We start from the raw sequence: 22818 nt of genomic DNA, 5'->3' as shown, positions 1-22818 counted from the left end.
CATAATGAAATATCTAAGTTTATTATTTTTATGTTTTTATGTTTCCAATTCAACAGCGCAAAAAGTCACGATTGTTAGTGATGCAAAAGCCCCTAGAATTCAGTTTGGAACTGAAAAACTTGCAGCAATCTTATCTGAAAAAGGATATAGTGTTACTTTCTCGAATCGAATTCCTAAAAGAGGCAATGATAAAATCATTGTTATTGGAGAAAAAGGATCCGCAAACTGGAAACAAAATACGGCCAAGTTTAGGATAGACGATAGCAAACTGACTAAAAAAGAAGGCTTTCAGATAAATACCCAAAAACAGACTGTATTAATTGAGGGGATGGATGCCTCTGGCGCTTTGTATGGTGCGATGGAATTAGTAGGCCGTATAAAGAGCTCCGGAAAAATACCTGCGGAAATCAATATTCAGGACAGTCCGGAAATGGTACTGAGAGGCTCTTGCATTGGAATGCAAAAAACGACCTATCTTGAAGGCAGGGATGTATATGAATATCCGTATACGCCGGAAACCTTTCCGTGGTTTTACGATAAAAAACTTTGGAAAGAATATTTGGATATGATGGTTGATAACAGGTTGAATTCCTTATATCTGTGGAACGGACATCCGTTTGCCTCTTTGGTAAAATTAAAAGACTATCCTTTCGCCCTGGAAGTAAGTGAGGAAACTTTCAAAAAGAACGAAGAGATTTATAAATTCCTTACTGAAGAAGCCAATAAAAGAGGAATTTGGGTCATCCAGATGTTCTATAATATTATTGTGTCCAAACCTTTTGCGGAGCATTACAAAATCAAAACTCAGGATCGTTCCCGACCTATTACCCCGGAAATTGCAGATTACACTCAAAAGTCAATTGCAGCTTTTATAGAAAAGTATCCCAATGTTGGATTGTTGGTGTGTTTGGGAGAAGCCATTAACACCGTTGAAGAGGATGTGGAATGGTTTACAAAAACTATTATTCCCGGCGTTAAGGACGGTATGAAAACCTTGGGAAGAACAGACGAGCCACCCATTATTCTTCGCGCACACGATACTGATGCGCCGATGGTAATGAGCAAGTCACTTCCATTGTATAAAAATTTGTACACCATGCACAAATACAATGGGGAGTCCCTGACTACTTATACCCCTCGTGGTCCTTGGGGAGAGATTCACAAGAAATTAAGTTCTTTGAATTCTATCCATATTTCAAACGTGCATATTTTAGCCAACCTGGAGCCTTTTAGATACGGTTCTCCAGACTTTATACAAAAAACGGTTAAAGCAATGCATAGCGAACATGGCGCCAATGCGCTTCATTTGTACCCACAGTCTTCCTATTGGGATTGGCCGTATACAGCAGATAAAACCGATAAGCGATTATTAGAAATAGATCGCGATTGGATTTGGTACAAGGCCTGGTCAAGATACGCTTGGGACAGCAAAAGAGACAGAGGTCAGGAAATTCAGTTTTGGGATAAGCAATTAGCGGATAAGTTCGGAACTGATTTGGAGGCTGGAACTAATATTTTGAAAGCCTATGAAGAGGCCGGTGAAATTGCCCCAAAAACATTGAGAAGATTTGGTATTACAGAAGGAAACCGACAAACATTGCTTTTAGGGATGTTTGAAAGCCAGTTGGTAAACCCGGCGAAATGGCGTGTGTATCCTGGATTTCATGAATCTTGCGGTCCAGTAGGGGAATTGTTGCTGGAGTATGCCAAAAAAGAATGGAATCACGAAGCGCACGTTGGAGAAACACCGGTTCAAATCATTAGTGAAATTACACAACACGGGAAGCTGGCTGTTGCCGCTATCGATAAAGCCGAAGCAAAAGTAACGCAGGACAAGGAGGAATTTCTACGTCTTAAGAATGACATGCACTGTTATAAGGCATTTGCTGATTTCTTTTCCGAAAAAGTAAAAGCAGCTTTGCTGGTATTGCGCTATAGTTATTCCAATGATATTGCAGATTTGGACAAAGCAATTCCACATCTTGAAAAAAGCATCGAGTATTACCAGGAGTTGGTCAACTTAACAAAAGACAGTTATTTGTATGCCAATAGTATGCAAACGGCGCAACGAAGAATTCCAATTGGAGGAGACGATGGAAATAACAAAACCTGGGCAGAATTGTTGCCGCATTACGATCGTGAGCTGGTGAATTTCAAACGAAATCTTGTACTTTTAAAATCATCAAAAGATGGTAAAATAGAAAAGAAAGAAGTCAAAGCCTGGAAAACTGCCGAAGTAACTTTGTTAAACGCAACTACTGCATCTTATGCAGTTAAAAACGGGACCAAAGTATATGGAACACCAATTTCAGAAATTGTCAAAGTAGCTCCTGAATTGCAAAATTTGAAAGGAATTGCACTGGATGAAACAATGCAGAATGAAAAAGGAACACAGCTGAAATTTAAAAACAGTAAAGCTGTAAAATTGGTTGTAGGTTATTTTAACAGTGATCAAAAAAGATTTTTATTGCCTCCAAGTTTAGAAACAGATGCTGCCGGAAATGCTTATGGACAAGCCGAGGTTATATTGGCAAGTGCGATGAATCTAAAAGAATTACCGCGCGTAAACATCCATACTTATACGTTTCAGCCTGGTGAAAACGAACTCAATTTAGGGAAAGGAAGAGTGCTTATTTTAGGATTTATTGATGCGAATCAAACCATCTCGCCTCGCGATGTTGGTTTTATTGACGAAGGAGAAAAAGGAGCTGTTGACTGGCTTTTCTATTAAGATGAAGAAATTAAATTACATACTCTATTTTTTATTTCTCAGTTGCTTTGCCTGGAGTCAAAACAATAGTAATTCAGCGAAATTTCGTAAAGAAGTTTCGCTGAATTTGGCTTGGGAAACTATCGTTAAAGAGGAAGCTCCGCAATCGGAAGAGCGCTTTGTGAGCCATCCTAAAATTGATGCCCAATGGCAAAAGGTCGACGTGCCTCATAATTGGGATCAGTATTATGGGTACCGAAGAATGAAACATGGCAATTTGCACGGCACAGCTTGGTATCATAAAGGATTGAAGATAGATAAGGTTGAAAAAGGCAAGCGACTTTTTCTTTATTTTGAAGGAGTTGGCTCCTACGCCACAGTGTGGGTAAACGGTAAAAAAGTAGGAGAGCACAAAGGCGGAAGAACTACTTTTACAGTTGATATTACCAAAGCTGTCATTTTTGATGCAGAAAACAATATCATGGTCAAAGCGGGACACCCGTCGTTTATAGCAGATCTTCCCTGGGTTTGCGGAGGGTGTTCGGGGGAATGGGGTTTTTCTGAAGGCTCACAGCCGATGGGTATTTTCAGACCGGTTACCTTAGTGATTACGGATGCTATCAGAATAGAGCCTTTTGGTGTTCATATTTGGAATGACAAAACAATTTCCAAAGAAAAAGCGATTCTTCACACCACAACCGAAATCAAAAATTACGGGAATTCCAATGGGAACCTAACGGTTGTCAATACACTTTTAGATAAAGACGGAAAAGAGATTGTTTCTTCCCGTACTGAAATTAAAAGTAATCCCGGGGAAACAATAGAAATAGCACAAACTTTACCGGAAATTAAGGAGCCAAATCTTTGGTCGCCTGGAAATCCTTATATGTATCAGCTTTCAACCACCATTTATGAAAATAAAAAAGTGATTGATCAAATTGTAACGCCGTACGGAATCCGTTGGGTGAGCTGGCCAATTAACAGAGCAGGAAAGGACAATCGTTTTTATATCAATGATGAGCCGCTGTTTGTTAATGGTACTTGCGAATACGAACATTTAATCGGGAACAGTCATTCGTTTTCGAATGCGCAAATACATTCCAGAATAGAACAAATCAAGGCTGCAGGTTTCAATGCATTTAGAGAAGCACATCAACCTCATAATTTACTGTATCAGGACGAGCTAGATAAAAACGGCATCCTGTTCTGGAGTCAGTTTTCAGCGCATATTTGGTACGATACTCCAGAATTCAAAGAGAATTTCAAGGTCTTATTGCGAGAATGGATTAAAGAACGCAGGAATAGTCCGTCAGTGGTGATGTGGGGATTGCAGAATGAAAGTACAATTCCAAAAGAGTTTGCAGCAGAATGTACCAAAATCATTCAGGAAATGGATCCATTGTCGGCTTCGCAACGCCTGGTTACCACTTGTAATGGCGGTGAAGGTACCGATTGGAATGTGGTTCAAAACTGGTCCGGAACCTATGGAGGCGATCCCTTTAATTATGATACAGAAATCAGTCAGCAATTGCTAAATGGTGAATATGGTGCATGGCGTACGGCTGATTTACATACCGAAGGTGCTTTTGACCAACAAGGGGTACACAGCGAAAATAGGTTTTCGCAACTGATGGAGATTAAAGTCCGTGAAGCAGAATCCGTGAAAGATAAAATTGCCGGACAATTCAATTGGCTGTTCAGTTCACACGAAAATCCCGGACGCGTTCAAAATGGTGAAGGGTATAGGGATATAGACAAAGTGGGGCCGGTGAATTACAAAGGGCTTTTTACCGTTTGGGGAGAACCTTTGGATGCGTATTATATGTACCGTGCCAACTATGTGTCGGGCAAGGAAAGCCCTATGGTTTATATTGTTTCTCATTCTTGGCCCAACCGTTGGGATTCACCGGGGGTGAAAAGCGGTATTGATGTGTATTCCAATTGTGATGAAGTAGAATTGTTCAACGATGTGAATAAAAGTTCTCTGGGTAAAATTAAAAATCCGGGACTGGGACAACATTTTCAGTGGAATAACGTCAACATAAAATACAATGTCCTGTATGCGGTGGGTTATGTAAATGGAAAAGCGGTTGCCAAAGATTATGTCGTATTGAGTACCCTTCCGAAATCACCAGCTTTCAAGACATTACTTCAAGACAGATCCGAAGTTGTAAAACCTAAAAAAGGCTATAATTACATCTACAGAGTCAATAGTGGTGGTCAAGAAGTGATAGATACTTTTGGTAACAATTGGCTGGCGGATACCCATAAAAGTGCTGAAGATACGTGGGGGTCTTTGTCATGGACCGATAATTTTAAGCAACTTCCTGATTTTTACGCAAGTCAGCGCAGCACTTCGGATCCTATAGCCGGAACAAAAAATGAGGCTTTGTTTCAGGATTTCAGATATGGAATCGATAAATTGCGGTATGAATTTCCTGCTCCTGATGGGGAGTATCTGGTAGAATTGTATTTTATCGAGCCTTGGTATGGAACCGGTGGCGGATTGAATTGCAAAGGCTGGCGTTTATTTGATATAGCGATTAACGATGCTACCGTAGCAAAGGATTTTGATATTTGGAGTGAAGCAGGGCATGATAAGGCGCTAAAGAAAACGTTTATCGTAAAAAGTAAAAACGGAAAAATCATTATTTCATTTCCTACTGTCCGCGCTGGCCAAGCTATACTTTCCGCTATTGCTATTGCAAGCAAAGATAAAACGGTGAAAGCCGCTGCTGCATCACCGGGGAATATTCAAAATGTTGCACTTAATTCAGAAGCTAAACCAGTTTATAAAATAGCCTCCTGGTTAGACAATACTAAAAAGCAATATCTTGATTCTGATATCATTTTTACCCAATTGCCATCGTTAGTTTTTGGTGCGGATTACCTGCAGTTTTCGACTGCTTCTAAAGCAAGAAATACATCAGGTTCCTTTGTATGTAAAGAGGAATCCGATATTTATGTTATGATAGACAGCAAGGTAAAAACTCCGTTGGCTTGGTTGTCCGATTACAAGAAAGTAGAAGGAACTGCTAAAAACAGTAGTGGAGTTGAATTTTTGGTCTATCATAAAACGGTAAAAAAAGGAGAAAAAGTCCTTTTTGGCACAAACGGAATTACAGCTGGCAATGCAGCGATGTATTCGATTGCTGTGGTACCAACGTATGATATGGGTGAAGCCAATGATTCCCGTCCTGTTGTTATTTTTGAAGCGGAAAAAGCCAAAACTACCGGGACAGGAATTGAAAAAGGGAATTTTAAAAAGAGCGATTATATTGAATTCACTAAAAACACGGCCAACAGCATTCAGTTTGAGGTGAAGCCTGGTGTCGCCGGAATTTACCTGATGCGATTCAAGTTTATGAACAGGAATGAAAAACCGGTGAAAGTGAAATTTCAAATCGAAGATGCCTACGGTATTTTGTTAAGAAACGACACGATTGAATTTTTTCCTTCACCTGAAAAATGGAAGATTTTAAATACCACTTCTGGCGGGTATATTAATGCAGGAACGTATAAAATTACTATAGAATCAGAGGAGATGAAAGGTTTGCTTTTGGATTCCTTTGAGTTTCAATAAAAATAGAATTCATAAAATGAAGATACAAATAATGGTTTTAAAGAAATTAGGTGTGGCATTGCTGCTGTTACTTTTGGCAGCATGTGCTTCCCATGGTAAAAAAGGTAGAATCGTTACCGATTTTAACGGGGATTGGAATTTTAAGTTAGGAGACCATCCCAAGGCATTACAATCTGATTTTAATTTCGCTGACTGGAGAACGCTTCAATTGCCGCACGACTGGAGTATTGAAGGTGAATTTAGCGATAAGCATCCCACGAAACCCTCGCAAGGGGCTTTACCGGCAGGAATGGGCTGGTACCGTAAAACCTTTACACTTCCGTTGGATTGGGAAAACAAATCGATTTCAATAGAATTTGATGGTGTTTTTAAAAATAGTGAGGTATGGATTAACGGACATTCTTTAGGGATTCGTCCTAACGGATACATCTCATTTGCTTATGAATTGTCTAAATATCTGCATTTTGGAAAACAAGAAAATGTGATTGCAGTGAAAGTTGATAATTCAGCACAACCGAATTCCAGATGGTATACGGGCTCTGGAATTTATAGAAATGTAAGGTTAGTGGCCAGTGAAAAATTGCATGTGGCCCATTGGGGAACTTATGTGACGACTCCGTCGGTTAGCGCTGAAAAAGCATCGGTGCATTTTGAAGTGACTATCGAAAATAAGGGTGATGCCGCAAAAGAATTCAAATTGGTTACTGCAATAGTAGATGCCAATAATAAAGAAGTGTCCAATGCAACGTCAATAGAAAAAATCGGATCAAATACGGATTCAAAAAAGATTCATAATTTGGATGTAAATCATCCGGCATTATGGAGTGTAGAAAATCCGCATCTGTATAAAATTGTCACTAAAATTTATGACAATTCACAATTAATTGATACTTATGAAACTCCGTTAGGATTTAGATTTTTCAATTTTGATACTGAAAAAGGATTTTCTTTAAATGGTGTTCCAACCAAGATATTAGGTGTTTGTCTGCATCATGATAATGGCGCTTTAGGAGCTGTTGAAAACATTCATGCGGTGAAAAGAAAATTAGTATTGCTAAAAGATATGGGCGTTAATGCCATCAGAATGGCGCACAATCCACCCTCTTTAGAATTATTACAGTTGTGTGATGAGATGGGTTTTATTGTTCAGGATGAAGCTTTTGATGTGTGGAAGAAGAAAAAAGTAGCCAATGATTATCATAAAGACTGGGATGCCTGGCACAAAAAAGATTTAGAAGACTTTATCAAAAGAGACCGTAATCATCCCTCAGTGATGATGTGGAGTATTGGAAACGAAATCAGAGAACAATTTGACAGTACAGGTATTGCGATAACCAAAGAGTTGGCCCAAATTGTGAAAGCATTGGATACGACACGACCGGTAACCAGCGCACTGACAGAAAATATTCCGGAGAAAAATTTCATTTATCAATCAGGTGCTTTGGATCTTTTAGGATTTAACTATAAACATGAGGATTACAAAGATTTCCCCACTCGTTTTAAAGGGCAAAAAATAATTGCTTCCGAGAGTGTTTCAGCTCTAGAAACCCGCGGTCATTATGATATGCCTTCGGATGTTATTAAAACCTGGCCACCAAAGCATAATGCCCCATTTGACGGGAATAAAGATTTTACAGTTTCGGCCTATGATCAGGTAAAGTCGTACTGGGGATCGACTCACGAAGCCACTTGGAAAACTATAAAGAACCAGGATTTTATGGCAGGATTGTTCATTTGGACAGGTTTTGATTATCTGGGTGAACCCGATCCTTATCCGTATCCCGCCCGAAGTTCTTATTTCGGAATTATTGATTTGGCAGGTTTTCCAAAGGATGTATATTATATGTACCAAAGCGAATGGACAACCAAAGCAGTTTTGCATATTTTTCCGCATTGGAATTGGACAGCAGGTCAGGAAGTGGATCTTTGGGCCTACTATAATAATGCCGATGAGGTAGAATTGTTCCTGAACGGTAAGTCCTTAGGGACAAAAGCCAAACAAAACGATGATTTGCATATTTCCTGGAGAGTGAAGTATGAACCGGGAACTCTAAAAGCGATTTCCAGAAAGAACGGAAAAGTAGTTTTAGAAAAAGAAATTCATACCGCAGGGGCCGCAGCTAAAATAGCTTTAGAGGGTGATAAGCAAAAAATACAAAACGATGGTTATGATTTGGTATATGTAACGGTTTCCGTTACGGATACCAATGGGAATCTAGTGCCCAACGCCAATGACCTGATTAATTTTGAAGTTAGTGGCGGGGGAAAATTGGTTGGCGTGGATAATGGCTATCAAGCCAGTCTGGATTCGTTTAAAGCCAATTCCTGTAAAGTATATAATGGTAAATGTATTGTGATCATTCAATCGAATTCGAAGAAGGAAGACATCAAACTGACTGCTTCAGCAGGAAATGGAATTACAACATCTTCCGTTGTGATAAAGGTGGAGTAACACCAACAAGGAAATGACAGCGTTGTAATCTAAGCTGTTCTATGGAATAAACTAATGCTTTAAAAGAGAATAATGGAAAGAGTTTTTGCAGAATATCTTATCGAAACGCCTTATGACGTAGAACAAGCTGCAGCTGTATTGGCTGGTGAACAATCATCGGGGACTTTTGTAGCCGTTCCGGGTGAAACCGAAGAATTGAAAAAACGTTTTACAGCTAGAGTTGAGGCTATTGAATTATTAGAAACAGCAGCTGAACCTTCCATTCCAGGGGGCAGTATTCCTGGGAAAAAATATCAAAAAGCAAAGGTTAAAGTAAGTTGGTCTATAGAAAATTTCGGGTACAATTTGCCGGTATTGATTAGTACTTTGCAAGGGAATTTATATGAGATAACACAGTTTACGGGTTTAAAACTAATGGATTTTGAACTTCCGGATTCTTTTAAAAATCATTTTAGAGGACCAAAATTTGGTATTAGGGGTTCTAAATTATCGTGTGGGGTAGGCGATAGACCAATGATCGGAACAATCATAAAACCAAGTATTGGAATGAATATCGATGAAACAGCCACTTTGGTGAAAACATTGATTGACGCCGGAATTGATTTTATTAAAGACGATGAGCTGATGGGGTCTGCTGCAAATTCTCCTTTTGATGACAGGGTTAAAGCCATAATGAAAGTGATCAGAAATCACGAACAGCAGACTGGAAAAAAAGTAATGTATGCATTCAATATCAGCGATGAAATTGATGAAATGCAAAGAAAATATGATTTAATAAAAAAAGAAAAGGGAAGTTGTGCTATGATTAGTGTCAACAGTGTTGGCTTAAGTGGTACAAAGAAAATTTGCGACCAGGGAGACCTTGTGATTCATGGTCATAGAAATGGATGGGGAATGTTAAACAGACATCCATTACTTGGAATTGAATTTCCCGCTTATCAAAAAATACAACGTTTAGCAGGAGTAGATCAACTGCATGTAAACGGCATTCAAAATAAATTTTGGGAGTCGGACGATTCTGTAGTTGTTTCTATCCAATCGTGTTTAAAACCATTTCTTGGCGGAAATGAAATACTGCCTGTAGTTTCTTCAGGTCAGTGGGGTGGTCAGGCAGTAGAAACCTACAGAAGAACACAAACTACCGATCTGTTATACATGGCAGGAGGCGGTATTTTGGCACATCCAATGGGTCCAAAAGAAGGAGTAAATGCGCTTCAACAAGCCTGGACTGGAGCTGTTGCAGGTTTGTCTGTTGCAGAAATTGCGCAACAGTATCCTGAATTTGCAGCATCGGTTAAGAAATTTTCCAAAGAATGAAAAAGGAGGAGCAATTATTATTAGCCTTTTATGGCGATGATTTTACAGGTTCGACTGATGCGCTTGAATTCCTGACATTAGCCGGAGTGAAAACAGTTCTTTTTCTGAGAGAACCGCAGCAAAAAGAGGTAGACCGATTTAGTGGAATACAAGCCATAGGTTTGGCTGGAAAAAGCAGGTCGCTGTCTCCTTTAGATATGGAAGCTGAACTTTTCCCTGCTTTTGAAAATCTAAAAAATTTTAAACCCGCTCATTTTCATTATAAAGTCTGTTCTACTTTTGATTCGGCGCCACATGTCGGTAGCATTGGTAAAGCAATTGAAATAGGAAGTACTGTTTTTAATCAAAAAACGGTGTTGGTTTCTCCTGGAGCCCCACATTTGGGAAGATTTTGTGTTTTTGGAAATCTATTTGCCCGAATGGGAACCGTTGGAGATGGCGCAATTTACCGGATAGACCGACATCCTTCTATGAGTAAACATCCCGTAACGCCCGCTCACGAAGCTGATTTGATGCTGCATTTAGCAAAGCAAACGTCTAAAGCGATAGGTCTGATTGATGTAACTGCCCTAGAGAGTGGAAAAGAAGCAGTGCTGTCCGCAATAGCGGCAAAAGACAGTGTTGAAATTTTGTTTTTTGATACTTTTAATTTGGGGCATTTGCGAACTATTGGTAGTGTTTTTCATCAACTTGGAAAAGAAAAAACGCTTTTCTCTGTTGGTTCATCCGGGATTGAAATGGCTTTAGGTTTGGCATGGAAAGAGGAAGGAATTATTGGAAATGAAATTGAATTTGTGTCCCCGGGAGAAGTTGGACCGCTACTGGTTTTATCCGGGAGTTGTTCTCCGGTTACAGGAAGACAAATTGAGTATGCGCTGGAAAATGGATTTTTAGAAATCCCTTTGGAAAGCCAGGCTGTAGACAGGGAGCAGCAGGCAGCAATTATTAAAAGGACGGTTTCTCAGGTTGTTCGCAATATAAACAATGGCAATAGCACAATAATACATACGAGTTTGGGTCCAAGTGATCCCCGTATTGCAGCAACAGAGCACTATTTTAAACAAAATGGAGTAGCTGAAAAGGATATTCAAAAGTACGCCGGTAAAATTTACGGCAGCGTTTTAGGACAAATTATAAAGGAAGTGCTGGCGGTTATAAAAATAAAGAGAATCCTTTTTGCCGGTGGTGATACTTCCAGTTATGCCGCATCAGAATTGGATATTTTGGCATTAGAAATGATTGCGCCATTGGCTCCGGGAGCTCCACTTTGTAAGGCCATTTCGGATAATGATTTGGTGAATGGATTAGAATTAAATTTTAAAGGAGGCCAAGTTGGTACCGCCGATTATTTTATTAAAGTTTTAAAAGGAGAAAAATTATGAAAGCAAAAACATTAGGCTTTGTACATACATCGGCAACATTGGTTCCTTTGTTTCAACAATTAAGCAACGAATTCTTAAAAGGCGTAGAAACTTTCAATATAGTTGATGACAGTTTAATTAAAGATGTTATCAAAAAAGGGAAAGTAATGCCCAATACTGCTTCCAGAGTTGTAAATCACATACTGGCTGCTGAAGGTGCAGGTGCCGATGTGATATTGGTAACCTGTTCGTCAATCGGCGTAGCTATCGAAACAGCCGCTACATTAAGCGGTGTTCCTGTAATTAGAGTAGATCAGGCTATGGCTGATGAAGCGGTGCAAATAGGCAATAAAATAGGTGTAATAGCTACTTTGCCTACAACTTTGGAACCAACTAGTGATTTGGTAAGAAGAAGAGCAGAATTAGCAGGAAAAGAAGTAACAATCTCTTCAAAATTATGTGAAGGAGCTTTTGAAGCCTTAATGAGTGGAGATACTGCAAAGCACGATGAAATGGTAGCCGAAGCGTTAAAAGAATTAATGAAGGAAGTGGATGTAATTGTTTTAGCGCAAGCTTCAATGGCTCGGGTTGTGGACAGCCTAAGTGCTGAAGAAAAAAGGATTCCAATATTGGCAAGTCCGGCAATTGCAATGAAAAAACTGGCCGAGTTGTATTTTTAGACGATCCCCATTAGTGCTTATCAGATAACACATTTTAATAAATTTAATCGTATGCGTAAATATTTTCTTTGGTCTGCCCTTATACTCTTCATAGCTGCTGGTTTTGGATGGCTTGAGCAAATTGATCTTGTCTGGAAAATGGGATTGATTTTAGGCTTTTCGAGTATTGCCATTGGGGTAGGACATCTGAAACTATTAAGTGGTTACCAATATACATTTTGGATTATTGCTGCTGTATCTGCAGGATTAATATATCCCCAAGCCTTCTTGCATATTGGAAGTTTTGATTTGCGCAACAAGTGGCTCATTCTAACCATTATACAAATGGTGATGTTTGGAATGGGAACTCAAATGAGCATTAAGGATTTTACCGGTATTCGCAAGTCTGGAAAAGGAGTTCTTATTGGTTTGCTGGGCCATTTTACCATAATGCCGCTTATGGGTTTTATTATAGCCAAAACCTTCGATTTTGAACCTGAAATTGCAGCTGGGATTATCTTAATTGGTTCTTGCAGCAGTGGGTTGGCTTCCAATGTTATGACCTATATTGCAAAAGGGAATTTAGTTTTATCCGTTACCGTAACGGCAATGTCTACTTTGGCAGCACCTATAATGACCCCGTTTTTGATGAAAATATTTGCAGGTACATTGGTTGAGGTAAAATTTTTTAGCATGATGATGGAAATCATAAAAATTGTGCTTGTACCTTTAGCCGGAGCGATGATTCATGATATTTTGAAAACATATGGAATTGCGGCGCAAAGAAAAATCACGTATTTAAGTATTCTGTCTGCTATTTGGCTTGTGATGATGTTCTTTTTTGCTGATTCTTTTGGCTTTGCTCCAGAAAGTGTTGCAGCGGTTCTGCTGGAAATTGGCAGTTTTTTATGTGGAGCTATTATAGTGGGGTCTTTGTATCATTTACTTTACAGGGTTTATCCTGCTATTGATACCATTATGCCTTACTTTTCTATGTTTGGAATCATCTATTTTACATTAGTTACAACTGCTGCCGGAAGAGATAATTTGTTACAAATAGGCTTTTTACTTTTTCTGGCTTCCATATTGCACAATGGTGCGGGTTACTTTTTTGGCTATTGGCTAAGTAGGGCAAGCGGTTTGGACGAGAAAAGCAGTCAAACTATTGCTTTTGAAGTAGGTTTGCAAAATGGCGGAATGGCATCAGGACTCGCTGGTTCAATGGGAAAATTAGCGACACTGGGATTGGCATCTGCGGTATTTAGCCCGTGGATGAACGTTTCCGGTTCTTTACTGGCTAATTATTGGCGTAAAAAAGGAGATAGGGAGGAAGCTGTTGCTGTAGCACCTACTCTTTTAGATTAATAGAAAGTCAAGGCGTGATAGATGGATGAATCAGACAACATAGGAATTTATAAGATGGGGCTTTGTCACATCAATGCCGACGACCGACTGTAGCTGCCTAAAGGGGGTAACTTTGCTGTGTCTTATTCTAAGGGAAGTTATAAAATTTCTAGTTTGATAATTGCCGCAAGCGGCTAAACATATGTATTATATTGGGAGTAAAAGATTCCCTTTTTTGTAAAATTGTTTTCCTATCCTATTAATGTGATTTATTAGATCTGGGTTTTCAATAGTAGTATAATTTATTAAATCAATAGAGTAGGGTAGGTATAATTCTTCTAATTTAATTTCAATTTCTTGCAGAATTGACAAATTGATGTTTTTACCCTTTATAGCTAAGTCGATATCCGAGTTGTCTCTATAATTTCCTTTAGCCCTAGAACCAAATATTAGGACTTCATCAATGTCAGAATATTTAGTAAAGACTGAATTAATTTTAATTATGTTGTTTGAAGAAAGACCGAAATAGTTCATTAGAATAAATTACTTTGTTCACCACTTCTTTTTTCTTCCATTGTTTTTCTAAAATTTAAAAACAAAGGGAAATAGTCATTAATGATTTTGCCAAACATGTCGTTTGCTATTTCCTCATTGTATGTATGAGAAGTTTTATTACGACTTTGGATCATATCCATCCATATCTCGCCATCTTCTATTATCTGCAATTTGTAAGCTTCTCTTGTAGCATCTCTTGAACCTCCAACAGTTGAGTTACCTTGAAAAAAGGCATAATCTTTCATGACATTCCAAGCCAATTCATGTGTGTATTCAAATCGTTGAATTAATCCTTCTTTTATTAATTCATCAACAACATGATCTGAGTTTTCAGAATCTAATTCATCTTTTTTACCTAAAAAATTATGTTTTATATATACTACTGATTCCTCTAATTTTCTTAGCGCTTTGTTAAAATTAGAAAACCTTTGTTCCCATCTTATGTCCTCCATCTAATTTTTTATTCAAAGTTAGTATTTTTTAAATTTAAGAAGCTATTAATTCTGATTTTGAAAGTTTTTTATTTTACTTACTAAGATTTCAATATTACTACTACTACTACTACTACTACTACTACTACTACTACTACTACTACTACTACTACTACCTATATTTCGTCAAAGAACGTTCTTACAAGTCATGAATAGGCCCGGTTTGTATATTAAAGGTTTACGGAACCTTATAAGTACAAATACAACGGTAAGGAGCTGAGCTGGGGCTTTGGATGTATGAGATGCACATGTGTCAATATGGCTCATAAAATAGGTACATGAGTAATTCAACTGATTTGGATAAACAAAGAACCCAAGGTGGTATCAGTTTTATGCTGAGAACTACCTTGGGTTTTGACAATAAGAATAATAGATCTTTGGTGCTTAAATAGTAACTGTTTTTACTTTATGTCCAAATACTCCGAAATAAAGGATTATTACAAAACAAACTAAAGGAATGATATATCCAGCCTGAATATCATCATGTTTCATATCGATTAAAGTTCCCATTACGTAAGGGAGTATTGCACCACCTACAATAGACATTACGAGCCAGGATGAGCCTGTTTCTGTATTGGATTTTAATCCTACCAGACCTAAAGAGAAAATAGTCGGAAACATGATTGACATGAAAAACCCCAATCCGCCTAAGGCATAAATAACATAAATTCCTGTTCCGTAAATGGCGATTACGCAAAGGATAATACTTAGGACACAATAGATAGAAAGTAAAATATAATCTTTTACATATTTTAAGAAAAAAGTACCGATAAACCTGCCGGCCATAAACAGAAATCCATAAATTCCAAGGTAATACCCAGCCGTTTTTTCATCCAGGCCAGCGCCTTGTTGCGCTATTCTTATAAAAAAGCTCGTTATACAAACCTGAGCCCCTACATAAAAAAACTGCGCTACTACTGCCCAGCTCAAATGAGAAAATTTTAAAACAGAGAAAAAACCGGGTTTAATTTCTACCTCAGTATGTTGGGGTTTCATTGAAGGCAAGTGCATAAAATAGAATAATATAGCAACTAAAACCAATATGCTTCCTAAAATGATATAGGGTACTTTAACAGCAGAAGCCTCTTCTAATAAATAGGCAGCTTTTACTGCTTCTGGCATTGCAGCCATTTGTTCTGGTGTATTGGTTTTTCCAGAGAGGATAAATAAAGAACCTACAATCGGAGCAACCATTGCAGCCAAACCATTAAATGATGCGGCAAGATTTAATCTTTTAGAGGAAGATTCCGGTGGGCCTAAAATAGCTGCATATGGGTTAGCACTGGTTTCTAAAATTGTTAAACCACAGCCAATCACAAATAAAGCAAATAAGAAAAGTTCATAAGTCCTGGTGTTTGCCGCCGGAACAAAAAGGAATGCACCTGTGGCAAAAACTAATAAACCGATAATAATGCTGTTTTTATAGCCAAATCTTTTGATCAGCATTCCGGCAGGAATTGCCATAATGAAATAAGCAAAAAACACGGAGGTATCAATTAATGTGGATTGACGATTGTTTAATTCACACGCTTTTTTTAGGTGTGGAATTAAGATAGAGTCCAGATTGTGCGCCATTCCCCAAAGGAAGAATAAGCTGGTAATTAAGATAAAAGGTATCAGGTATTTTGCTCCCGCGCCCTGTTCAGCAGGGACTTCATGTTGGTCGCCAATTTGGTTTGTTACTTGCATGGTTGTATTTAGATTTTTAACGTTATTTCCTTTTAACTAATAATAAATGATCGCAGACTAAGACCACTTCTCCTTTTTGATTAATGATTTCCACGTGTTCTGTTACGGTGCCCATTTCTGGTCTTTTTGCATCCCCTTTTTCAGAAATTGTGATTTCAGAATGAATGGTATCGCCTATGTGTACCGGCTTCACAAATCGCATGCGATCGTAACCCTTAGAAAAAGCTTCTGGATTAATTTCCGATGCTGTTAAGCCGATGCCGATACTGAAAATCATGGTCCCATGGGCAATACGCTGACCAAAAGGTTGCGTCTTACACCACTCCTGGTCCATGTGATGCGGAAAAAAATCTCCCGTATGACCAGCGTGAACTACAAAATCGGTTTCGGTAATAGTTCTGCCTAATGTTACCCGTTTATCGTTGATTTGATACTCTTCGAAAAATGTTGACTTAAAATACATATGTTTACTTATTATAATTTATCTAATGAAACGCCACCATTTTTATTGCTAATATAACAAGCTTCAACGACTTTCATGGTTTCTAATATGTCCTGTACACTTGTGTGCAGTTTTTCATCGGAACCTTCCTTGAAGCGCATCAGATTGGACATGGTGCCAATAAAGGCTTCCGGGAACCAGGAACCTTCCAGTTCGATTTTTTTCCATTCGTATTCTTTTTCATCTCCTTCAATAGCTACTGCATATTCAAACAGGTCCGGCAATCCGTCAGGGTAATTCATCAGCAAGCCCATTTTAGCTTTAATGGCCCCTTTTGTTCCTTCCCATTTAATATAGCTTTCTTCATTCTGAGGGCCAAAATGATGATCGTGATTGGTATTAATAACCACATGCATCGTTTCACCATAATTCAAAATAATGGAAGACCTGCTGGAAGATAGTTTTTTTAATGGATGTTTTGCTGTTTTTGCCATCACACCTTTTGGATTTCCTAAAAAGGAACGAATACAATCAATATAATGAACACTATGGAAAAGTATTTCTAACCTTGGGTGTTCTTTGATAAGTGGGAACAATTCCCATGGGGTATTGACAGTCACTTTAAATTCCATGTCGTATAAGTCGCCAATGATTCCTTGGCTGATAATATGTCTGGCTGCGCTTACAAAAGAGGCAAAGCGCAATTGAAAATTTATGGCTGCCACTAATTTTTTTCGCTCACATACCGCTACAATTTCTCGGGCCTGCGCTAAATCATTGCCCATCGGTTTTTGAATAAGAACTGCTGCACCGTCTGGCAATTGTTCTAATATTTCGATGTATTGATCGGGCAGGACTGTAATGTCATAAACAGCATTTTCGGGTGCATTTTTTACTGCATCGGCAACCGTTTCAAAAACGTGTTCTATTTTGAATTTCTGAGTAAGATCATGTGCTTTTGAAAGTGTTCTGTTTGTAATACCAAAGACTTTAAACCCGGCCATTTCATAGGCAGGCAAATGGGCATCTTTCACAATACCACTGGCTCCAATAATAATTATTGGTTGTTGCGTTTCAGGTAGTAATGGTTTGTACGGGATATTCATGTTTTTAAATAATTTTTTGAATCGATTTTTGTGTTTCTTCCAGGAGTTTTTCAGATGAAATAGTACTCTCTAGTGCTTTAAGTACCATTTGTTCTATCAATTCGGTTACTTTGGGCCAAACTGGGATTTGTGGTAAGGTTAAAGCGTGTTCGTGGAGCATTCCCAATTTGTGATAAAAGGGAATAGTCTCATTAATTTCGGGGTCATTCCAAGTGGATTTGCGACAGCCAATTCCTCCTTCTTTGGTCAATAATTTATCTCCTTCGGGCGTGGTGGCAAATCTTAAAAAATCATATGCCAGCTGCTGATGCTTGCTTCCTGCTCCAATAGTGTACAGCCAATACACATTAAGCGAAGCCGTTTTATGGTTTTTTTCATGGGGAAGTTCCGCAATATCTACTCTGCCTTTTACTTTTGATTCCGCTATTACTTCACACATCGATGCAAAGCCAAACCAATTGATTGCCAAAGCAGCTTCGCCTTTGGCGAAAGCCATTCCAGCTTCTACCGAACCAAAATCTTTTGATTTGGGGTGGACAGCGTTTGTATTGTTGACGATATTTCTGTAATACTCCAAAGCTTTAACTGCTGCAGGGGTGTTGATCTCTATTTTATTTTGCCCATCTAATAACGATCCTCCTCGGGTCCATAACTGTAGGCAAAAATCAAAAACCATATTGTGACCGTCAGGATAATTTGCAAAAACACATCCGTAAAGACCCTCATCAGGACGATTGAAAAACGTAGCTATTTGAGTAAATTCTTCCCATGTTTTTGGAGGATGCAGTTCGTAACCAAATCGCTTTTTGAAATTGAGTTGTTCGGTTGCATCTTCAAATAAATCTTTTCTAAAAATCAGGCATTCCGGACCGTCATGAAAAGGCAATCCATACGTTGCATTATTAATTTGCTGTAAATGCAGCAAAGACTGATGCCAGCCTTCAGGATAATTTTGAGGGGCATTTTGAGCAATGAAGGGCGTCAAATCCTGAACAGCCTGTTCCTTTACAGCGTCAAATATCCAATCGGTATTGAGGTGCGCAATGTCCCAACTTCCATTTTTTAAACCTTTATTTGTGATGGTTTCCTGATACAGGTCATGAAGTTCTAACGGAATCATTTCGGCTTCAATACTTATGTTGTTTTCCTGGCAAAACAAGTCCCATAGCTTTTGTAAGGTGCTTTCAAAAGGGGCGAATTTTCTAACTGCTATTCTTATTTTTTCCATTAGCAGTCAATAAATTCTTTTAAAATCGTCTCATTATCCTGCCCTAATTTAGGGGAGCCTTTACTTGAAGTAAAAAATTCTCCGTCAATTTTAATAGGACATCGAGTGGTTCTGTAGGAATATCCATCAATCATCTGAACCTCCTGTACAAAATCTAAAACCTTAAAACCTTCTTCAGCAAAAAGTTGCTGGTAGTTCAATACCTTGGCGCACCAGATATCTGCGGGTTCCAAAATTCCTAACCAAAATTCAGTATTTTGAGTCGCTAAATGTGTTGCTAAAATGTTTTTAATTTCATCTCTTAAATTAAATTTATTCTCAGGAAACTGTAAGAGGGCATCACATTGTAAAAGGGCAGCTAAAACAGGGATTGAACCCATAGCTAAAGCTAAGTACCCATTATTGGTTTTGTAAATGCCATAGGGAGCTCCTAAATAAGCATGTGCATTGTTGCTTTTTGTTCGTACTGGTAATTCTCCCTGATCATTAAAATAGGTAGTAATGGTTTCAAACTGAAAATCAAAAGCAGATTCCAGCATACTCACCTGTACCCTTGCACCAATATTATGTGTCGCTTTTCGATATAATGCTGCTAAAATACCCTGTGCTAAATGAGCGCCTGCCAACATATCTACAATAGATAAGCCCATAGGTACCGGCCCATCATCCTGATTTCCGCTTAGCCATGTCAGGGCAGTTAAAGATTGCAATAATAAATCCTGTCCCGGCAGATCTTTTAAGTCAGGGTGTGCTCCGTAGCCCGAAATTTCGGCGTACACCACCTGAGGATTGATTTCTTTTACGACATCATATCCTAAACCCACTCTCTCCATTACTCCGGGTCTGAAATTATGCAGCACCACATCGGCTTTTGCGAGTAATTTTTTTAATTTTTCTAATTCTTCCGGTTGTTTGAAATCGATGGCAAAAGATTCTTTATTTCTATTGATGGTATGAAATATGGAAGATTCCCCATTCATTATCAAATCAGAAGTATATAAGGTACGGCAAATGTCTCCGGTACCAGGTTTCTCAATTTTTATTACACGAGCGCCTAAATCAGCTAATCGCAAACTGGCTGACGGGCCGGAAAGGAACTGGCTAAAATCTACTATTAAATACTCTTCTAATGGTTTCACTTTTAGTCGTTTAAAAATTGTTCGTGTATCTTTAAATTGTCTTCTCCAACTTTAGGTGCGGCTTTGGCGTTAACTAAAATTTCTCCGTCCAGTTGAATAGGACTTCTGGTTGTAACCAATGTCTCTCCTGCTGAATTTTTTACAGTTTGTTTCAATTGCAAATCATTCACAAAAGCTTCACTGTTAAGGTCATTGTAATTCAGTACTTTTGAGCACCAAACTCCTTTGCTTTGCAATAAGTCGATCCAATATTCGGATGTCTGGCCGCTTAGTCTGGCCGCTAACAAATCTCTTATTTCATCTCTGGAAGAAAACCACTGCTGTTTTTCGGTGTACTTTTTTAAATCTACTTCTAAAAGTGTCCCAATAAATAGCAAATCACCCATCGCCAGCGCCAGGTATCCATCGAGAGTCTGATAGATTCCGTATGGAGCGCTTAGAAAGGCGTGAGCGCTTCCTTTAACGTCTCCTCTTTCAGGCAATTGTCCCCCGTCATTTAAAAAGGAAGTGATTGGTTCGAACTGAATATCCAAAACAGATTCCAGCAAACTCACTTCTACCAAAACTCCTTTCCCTGATTTTGCTCTTTTAAGCAATGCCGTTAGAATTCCCTGAACAAAATGATTCCCACACATTAAATCTGCCACTGCTAAACCAAAAGAAACAGGTCCTTGACTTTTTCTGCCACTTAACCAGCTTAGTCCGGATAGTGATTGTAAAAGCAAATCCTGTCCGGGTTTTTTAGCCCAAGGCCCTTTGTCTCCGTAACCTGTGATTGTCCCGTAAATTATTTTGGGATTAATGGTCAAGGCGTCTAAAAAAGTTAATCCTATTTTCTCCATTACGCCCGGCCTGAAATTATGGGTCATAATATCAGCCTTGGCGATGAGTTTTTTCACTAAAGCTAAATCTTCAGGGTTCTTTAGATCGGCAGCAAATGATTCTTTGTTTCTATTAATAGTATGAAACAGCAGGCTGCTTTGATCAACAAAAAGATCTTTGATACTTAGCTGTCGGCATGCTTCCCCTTTTACAGGTCGTTCAATTTTTATTACTCTTGCGCCTAAATCAGCCAGTTTTAATCCTGCTGACGGGCCTGCCAGAAACTGGCAAAATTCTAATACTACTAATCCTTCTAGTGGTTTCATGTAGTTAGTAGGTTTAAAGACTTGGCATAAAGCACGTTCAACTCTTCTAAAACTAGTTCTTCGTTCCCGCCATTCATTAAATAATCACGAACAACATCACCTGCATGATCCTGAAAGTACATGTGTCCGGAATAGCGTGGACGCAGGAAAGCTCTTTCCAGGGTTGGTAAAGTGTTTTTAAAATAATCATGGGTCAATTGATTGATTCGGTCGCTTTTCCAAGCTTGTAAGTGACCTGGCTGTCCGCCATTATCTGCAAATATGTTTTGCTGAACTTGGGATGAACCTGTAAATTCAGCATATCTAACTGCTTCTGGAATGTTTTCACTAAAGGAAGAAACTGCTAAACCGGTACCGCCCAACGAGCTAATCATCGGCTGGTTGTTCAGGCGTACCAAATCATAAAAATGAAGTAATTTTCTACTGTAACCTATTCTGGAATAATTAGAATATCCGTAAGCGAAAGGACAATAAGCTATTGCATCGGAGTTCACCATGGCTTCATAAACCTGAATTGGATTCCTGTTAAAATTGGCAACGTCTATTAGTTGCGCCAATTCTCTAAACATCTGTAATGCTTTTTTTCCTGTTTCTGGAGAAATTACTTTTTCTTCAGATAGAAAAGGGGCTTCTCCAAGACTGCAGCAAAACATATAGAAACTCATGAGCGAATCAATTGGGATACCGGCAAAAGCCACCAATCCTTTTTTTGCCAGAGCTAGTAAATCTTCAAAAGTTTCAGGAACTTTTAGTCCCTGTCTTTCTAAAATATCCAATCGGGCAGCTGCTACCGGTGTGGCGGCATCTATTGGTAATGCCCATAGTTTATTGCTGAAAACATAGCTTTCATAGGAACGACCAACCGTATTTACTTCTTGGTCTTCTATATAATCTGACGAAAGATAATCTGACAAAGGCAAAATAGCATTTGTTTGGGCTCCAAAACCAGTCCATGGGTGGTCAATCACCAATAGGTCGAATCGCTTCGCCAAATCGTCTATTGAACTGTCTGCAAAATCTTGTAAACTTCTTTTCTCCCAGCTAATCTCGATTCCTGGATTTAGTTCGGTAAAACGCTGAGCTGTTGCTACCATTGGTAACAAGCCTCTGGTGTGATTCCAAGTTATTCCTTTTAATCTCTTCATTTTATCTTGTAATTAGTATTTATGATATCATTTTATATTAACAAAAGTCAAAATGACAATTACAAATATAAAAATAAGATTGGACTGTGCAATACGTACAAGTGTAAAAGTGACACTTTATTATGTGCGCGTGTAGGGTTTTGTATTTTTTTTAGGGCTATTTGAAGCCTTGGGATGCAATAAGGGAGAGCAGGTGTAAAATGAAAAAGAATGATATTTTGCTTTTCGAAAGGTTAATTTTTTGTTTTTAGTGTAAAAACCAAGCGCTTTACAGGTCTGTTTTTATGGAATTTATAATTGCCGTTAGTGGACAAATTGTTTTAATTTGCTGATTTTATGTAAATTTCAGCTTTAACATTTATTTTCTAAAATATATAATTTAATAATACTTTTTTTATACTATATGTTTATTTAAGTCGCATTTTTAAAATAATATTTAAAAAGTTTGG

Annotated in this window: 16 protein-coding genes; 7 read left to right on the top strand and 9 right to left on the bottom strand. The window is 38.4% G+C overall.

Annotated elements, in window-relative coordinates; all coding sequences use genetic code 11:
• Window positions 1-4: 4 nt before the first annotated feature.
• The 7 genes from ACNQGN_RS02595 to ACNQGN_RS02565 all read left to right on the top strand — a co-directional run bounded on the left by ACNQGN_RS02595 (window position 5) and on the right by ACNQGN_RS02565 (window position 13447).
• Complete coding sequence (locus ACNQGN_RS02595) at window positions 5-2731, top strand: alpha-d-galacturonidase (RefSeq protein ID WP_417986293.1); 2727 nt, start codon at window positions 5-7, stop codon at window positions 2729-2731.
• A 1-nt stretch (window position 2732) separates the two neighbouring features.
• A complete protein-coding gene (locus ACNQGN_RS02590) occupies window positions 2733-6293 on the top strand; it encodes a malectin domain-containing carbohydrate-binding protein (RefSeq protein WP_417986292.1) in 3561 nt (1186 codons plus the stop codon).
• Between the two features lie 16 nt (window positions 6294-6309).
• The gene (locus ACNQGN_RS02585) at window positions 6310-8745 is read left to right on the top strand and encodes a glycoside hydrolase family 2 TIM barrel-domain containing protein (protein WP_417986291.1); all 2436 of its coding nucleotides are present in this window, start codon (window positions 6310-6312) and stop codon (window positions 8743-8745) included.
• Window positions 8746-8817: 72 nt separating this feature from the next.
• Window positions 8818-10062 (top strand): ribulose-bisphosphate carboxylase large subunit family protein, encoded by a 1245-nt coding sequence (locus ACNQGN_RS02580; RefSeq protein WP_417986290.1) that lies wholly within the window; start codon window positions 8818-8820, stop codon window positions 10060-10062.
• Window positions 10059-11444 carry a four-carbon acid sugar kinase family protein gene (locus tag ACNQGN_RS02575; RefSeq protein WP_417986289.1) on the top strand — a complete coding sequence of 462 codons (1386 nt, stop codon included), beginning with the start codon at window positions 10059-10061 and terminating at the stop codon, window positions 11442-11444. The genes ACNQGN_RS02580 and ACNQGN_RS02575 overlap by 4 nt, the downstream gene beginning before the upstream one ends.
• Entirely contained in the window at window positions 11441-12103 is a 663-nt protein-coding gene (locus ACNQGN_RS02570; RefSeq protein WP_417986288.1) for an aspartate/glutamate racemase family protein, read from the top strand. The genes ACNQGN_RS02575 and ACNQGN_RS02570 overlap by 4 nt, the downstream gene beginning before the upstream one ends.
• A 51-nt stretch (window positions 12104-12154) precedes the next feature.
• The gene (locus tag ACNQGN_RS02565; RefSeq protein WP_417986287.1) at window positions 12155-13447 is read left to right on the top strand and encodes a bile acid:sodium symporter family protein; all 1293 of its coding nucleotides are present in this window, start codon (window positions 12155-12157) and stop codon (window positions 13445-13447) included.
• Between the two features lie 186 nt (window positions 13448-13633).
• Here ACNQGN_RS02565 and ACNQGN_RS02560 read toward each other — a convergent pair whose 3' ends face one another.
• The 9 genes from ACNQGN_RS02560 to ACNQGN_RS02520 all read right to left on the bottom strand — a co-directional run bounded on the left by ACNQGN_RS02560 (window position 13634) and on the right by ACNQGN_RS02520 (window position 22369).
• Window positions 13634-13960: a nucleotidyltransferase domain-containing protein gene (locus tag ACNQGN_RS02560; protein WP_417986286.1), complete on the bottom strand. Its 327-nt coding sequence runs from the start codon at window positions 13958-13960 to the stop codon at window positions 13634-13636.
• Window positions 13960-14433: a nucleotidyltransferase substrate binding protein gene (locus ACNQGN_RS02555; RefSeq protein ID WP_417986285.1), complete on the bottom strand. Its 474-nt coding sequence runs from the start codon at window positions 14431-14433 to the stop codon at window positions 13960-13962. The genes ACNQGN_RS02560 and ACNQGN_RS02555 overlap by 1 nt, the downstream gene beginning before the upstream one ends.
• 423 nt (window positions 14434-14856) lie before the next feature.
• The gene (gene fucP / locus ACNQGN_RS02550; RefSeq protein ID WP_417986284.1) at window positions 14857-16161 is read right to left on the bottom strand and encodes an L-fucose:H+ symporter permease; all 1305 of its coding nucleotides are present in this window, start codon (window positions 16159-16161) and stop codon (window positions 14857-14859) included.
• Between the two features lie 22 nt (window positions 16162-16183).
• Entirely contained in the window at window positions 16184-16624 is a 441-nt protein-coding gene (locus ACNQGN_RS02545) for a MaoC/PaaZ C-terminal domain-containing protein (RefSeq protein WP_417986283.1), read from the bottom strand.
• Between the two features lie 11 nt (window positions 16625-16635).
• Window positions 16636-17709 (bottom strand): Gfo/Idh/MocA family protein, encoded by a 1074-nt coding sequence (locus ACNQGN_RS02540; protein ID WP_417986282.1) that lies wholly within the window; start codon window positions 17707-17709, stop codon window positions 16636-16638.
• Between the two features lie 4 nt (window positions 17710-17713).
• Complete coding sequence (locus ACNQGN_RS02535) at window positions 17714-18937, bottom strand: ABC transporter substrate-binding protein (RefSeq protein ID WP_417986281.1); 1224 nt, start codon at window positions 18935-18937, stop codon at window positions 17714-17716.
• Window positions 18937-20076 carry a CaiB/BaiF CoA transferase family protein gene (locus ACNQGN_RS02530; RefSeq protein ID WP_417986280.1) on the bottom strand — a complete coding sequence of 380 codons (1140 nt, stop codon included), beginning with the start codon at window positions 20074-20076 and terminating at the stop codon, window positions 18937-18939. The genes ACNQGN_RS02535 and ACNQGN_RS02530 overlap by 1 nt, the downstream gene beginning before the upstream one ends.
• Window positions 20077-20078: 2 nt before the next feature.
• Window positions 20079-21224, bottom strand: coding sequence for a CaiB/BaiF CoA transferase family protein (locus tag ACNQGN_RS02525; protein WP_417986279.1), 1146 nt, complete (start codon window positions 21222-21224; stop codon window positions 20079-20081).
• Complete coding sequence (locus ACNQGN_RS02520; RefSeq protein ID WP_417986278.1) at window positions 21221-22369, bottom strand: ABC transporter substrate-binding protein; 1149 nt, start codon at window positions 22367-22369, stop codon at window positions 21221-21223. Before ACNQGN_RS02520 ends, ACNQGN_RS02525 begins: the two co-directional genes overlap by 4 nt.
• Between the last annotated feature and the right edge of the window lie 449 nt (window positions 22370-22818).

The organism is Flavobacterium rhamnosi (genome assembly GCF_048286515.1).
Classification (GTDB): domain Bacteria; phylum Bacteroidota; class Bacteroidia; order Flavobacteriales; family Flavobacteriaceae; genus Flavobacterium.
The sequence above is the reverse complement of the archived record's forward strand: the minus strand, read 5'-3'. Positions and strand labels throughout refer to the sequence as shown.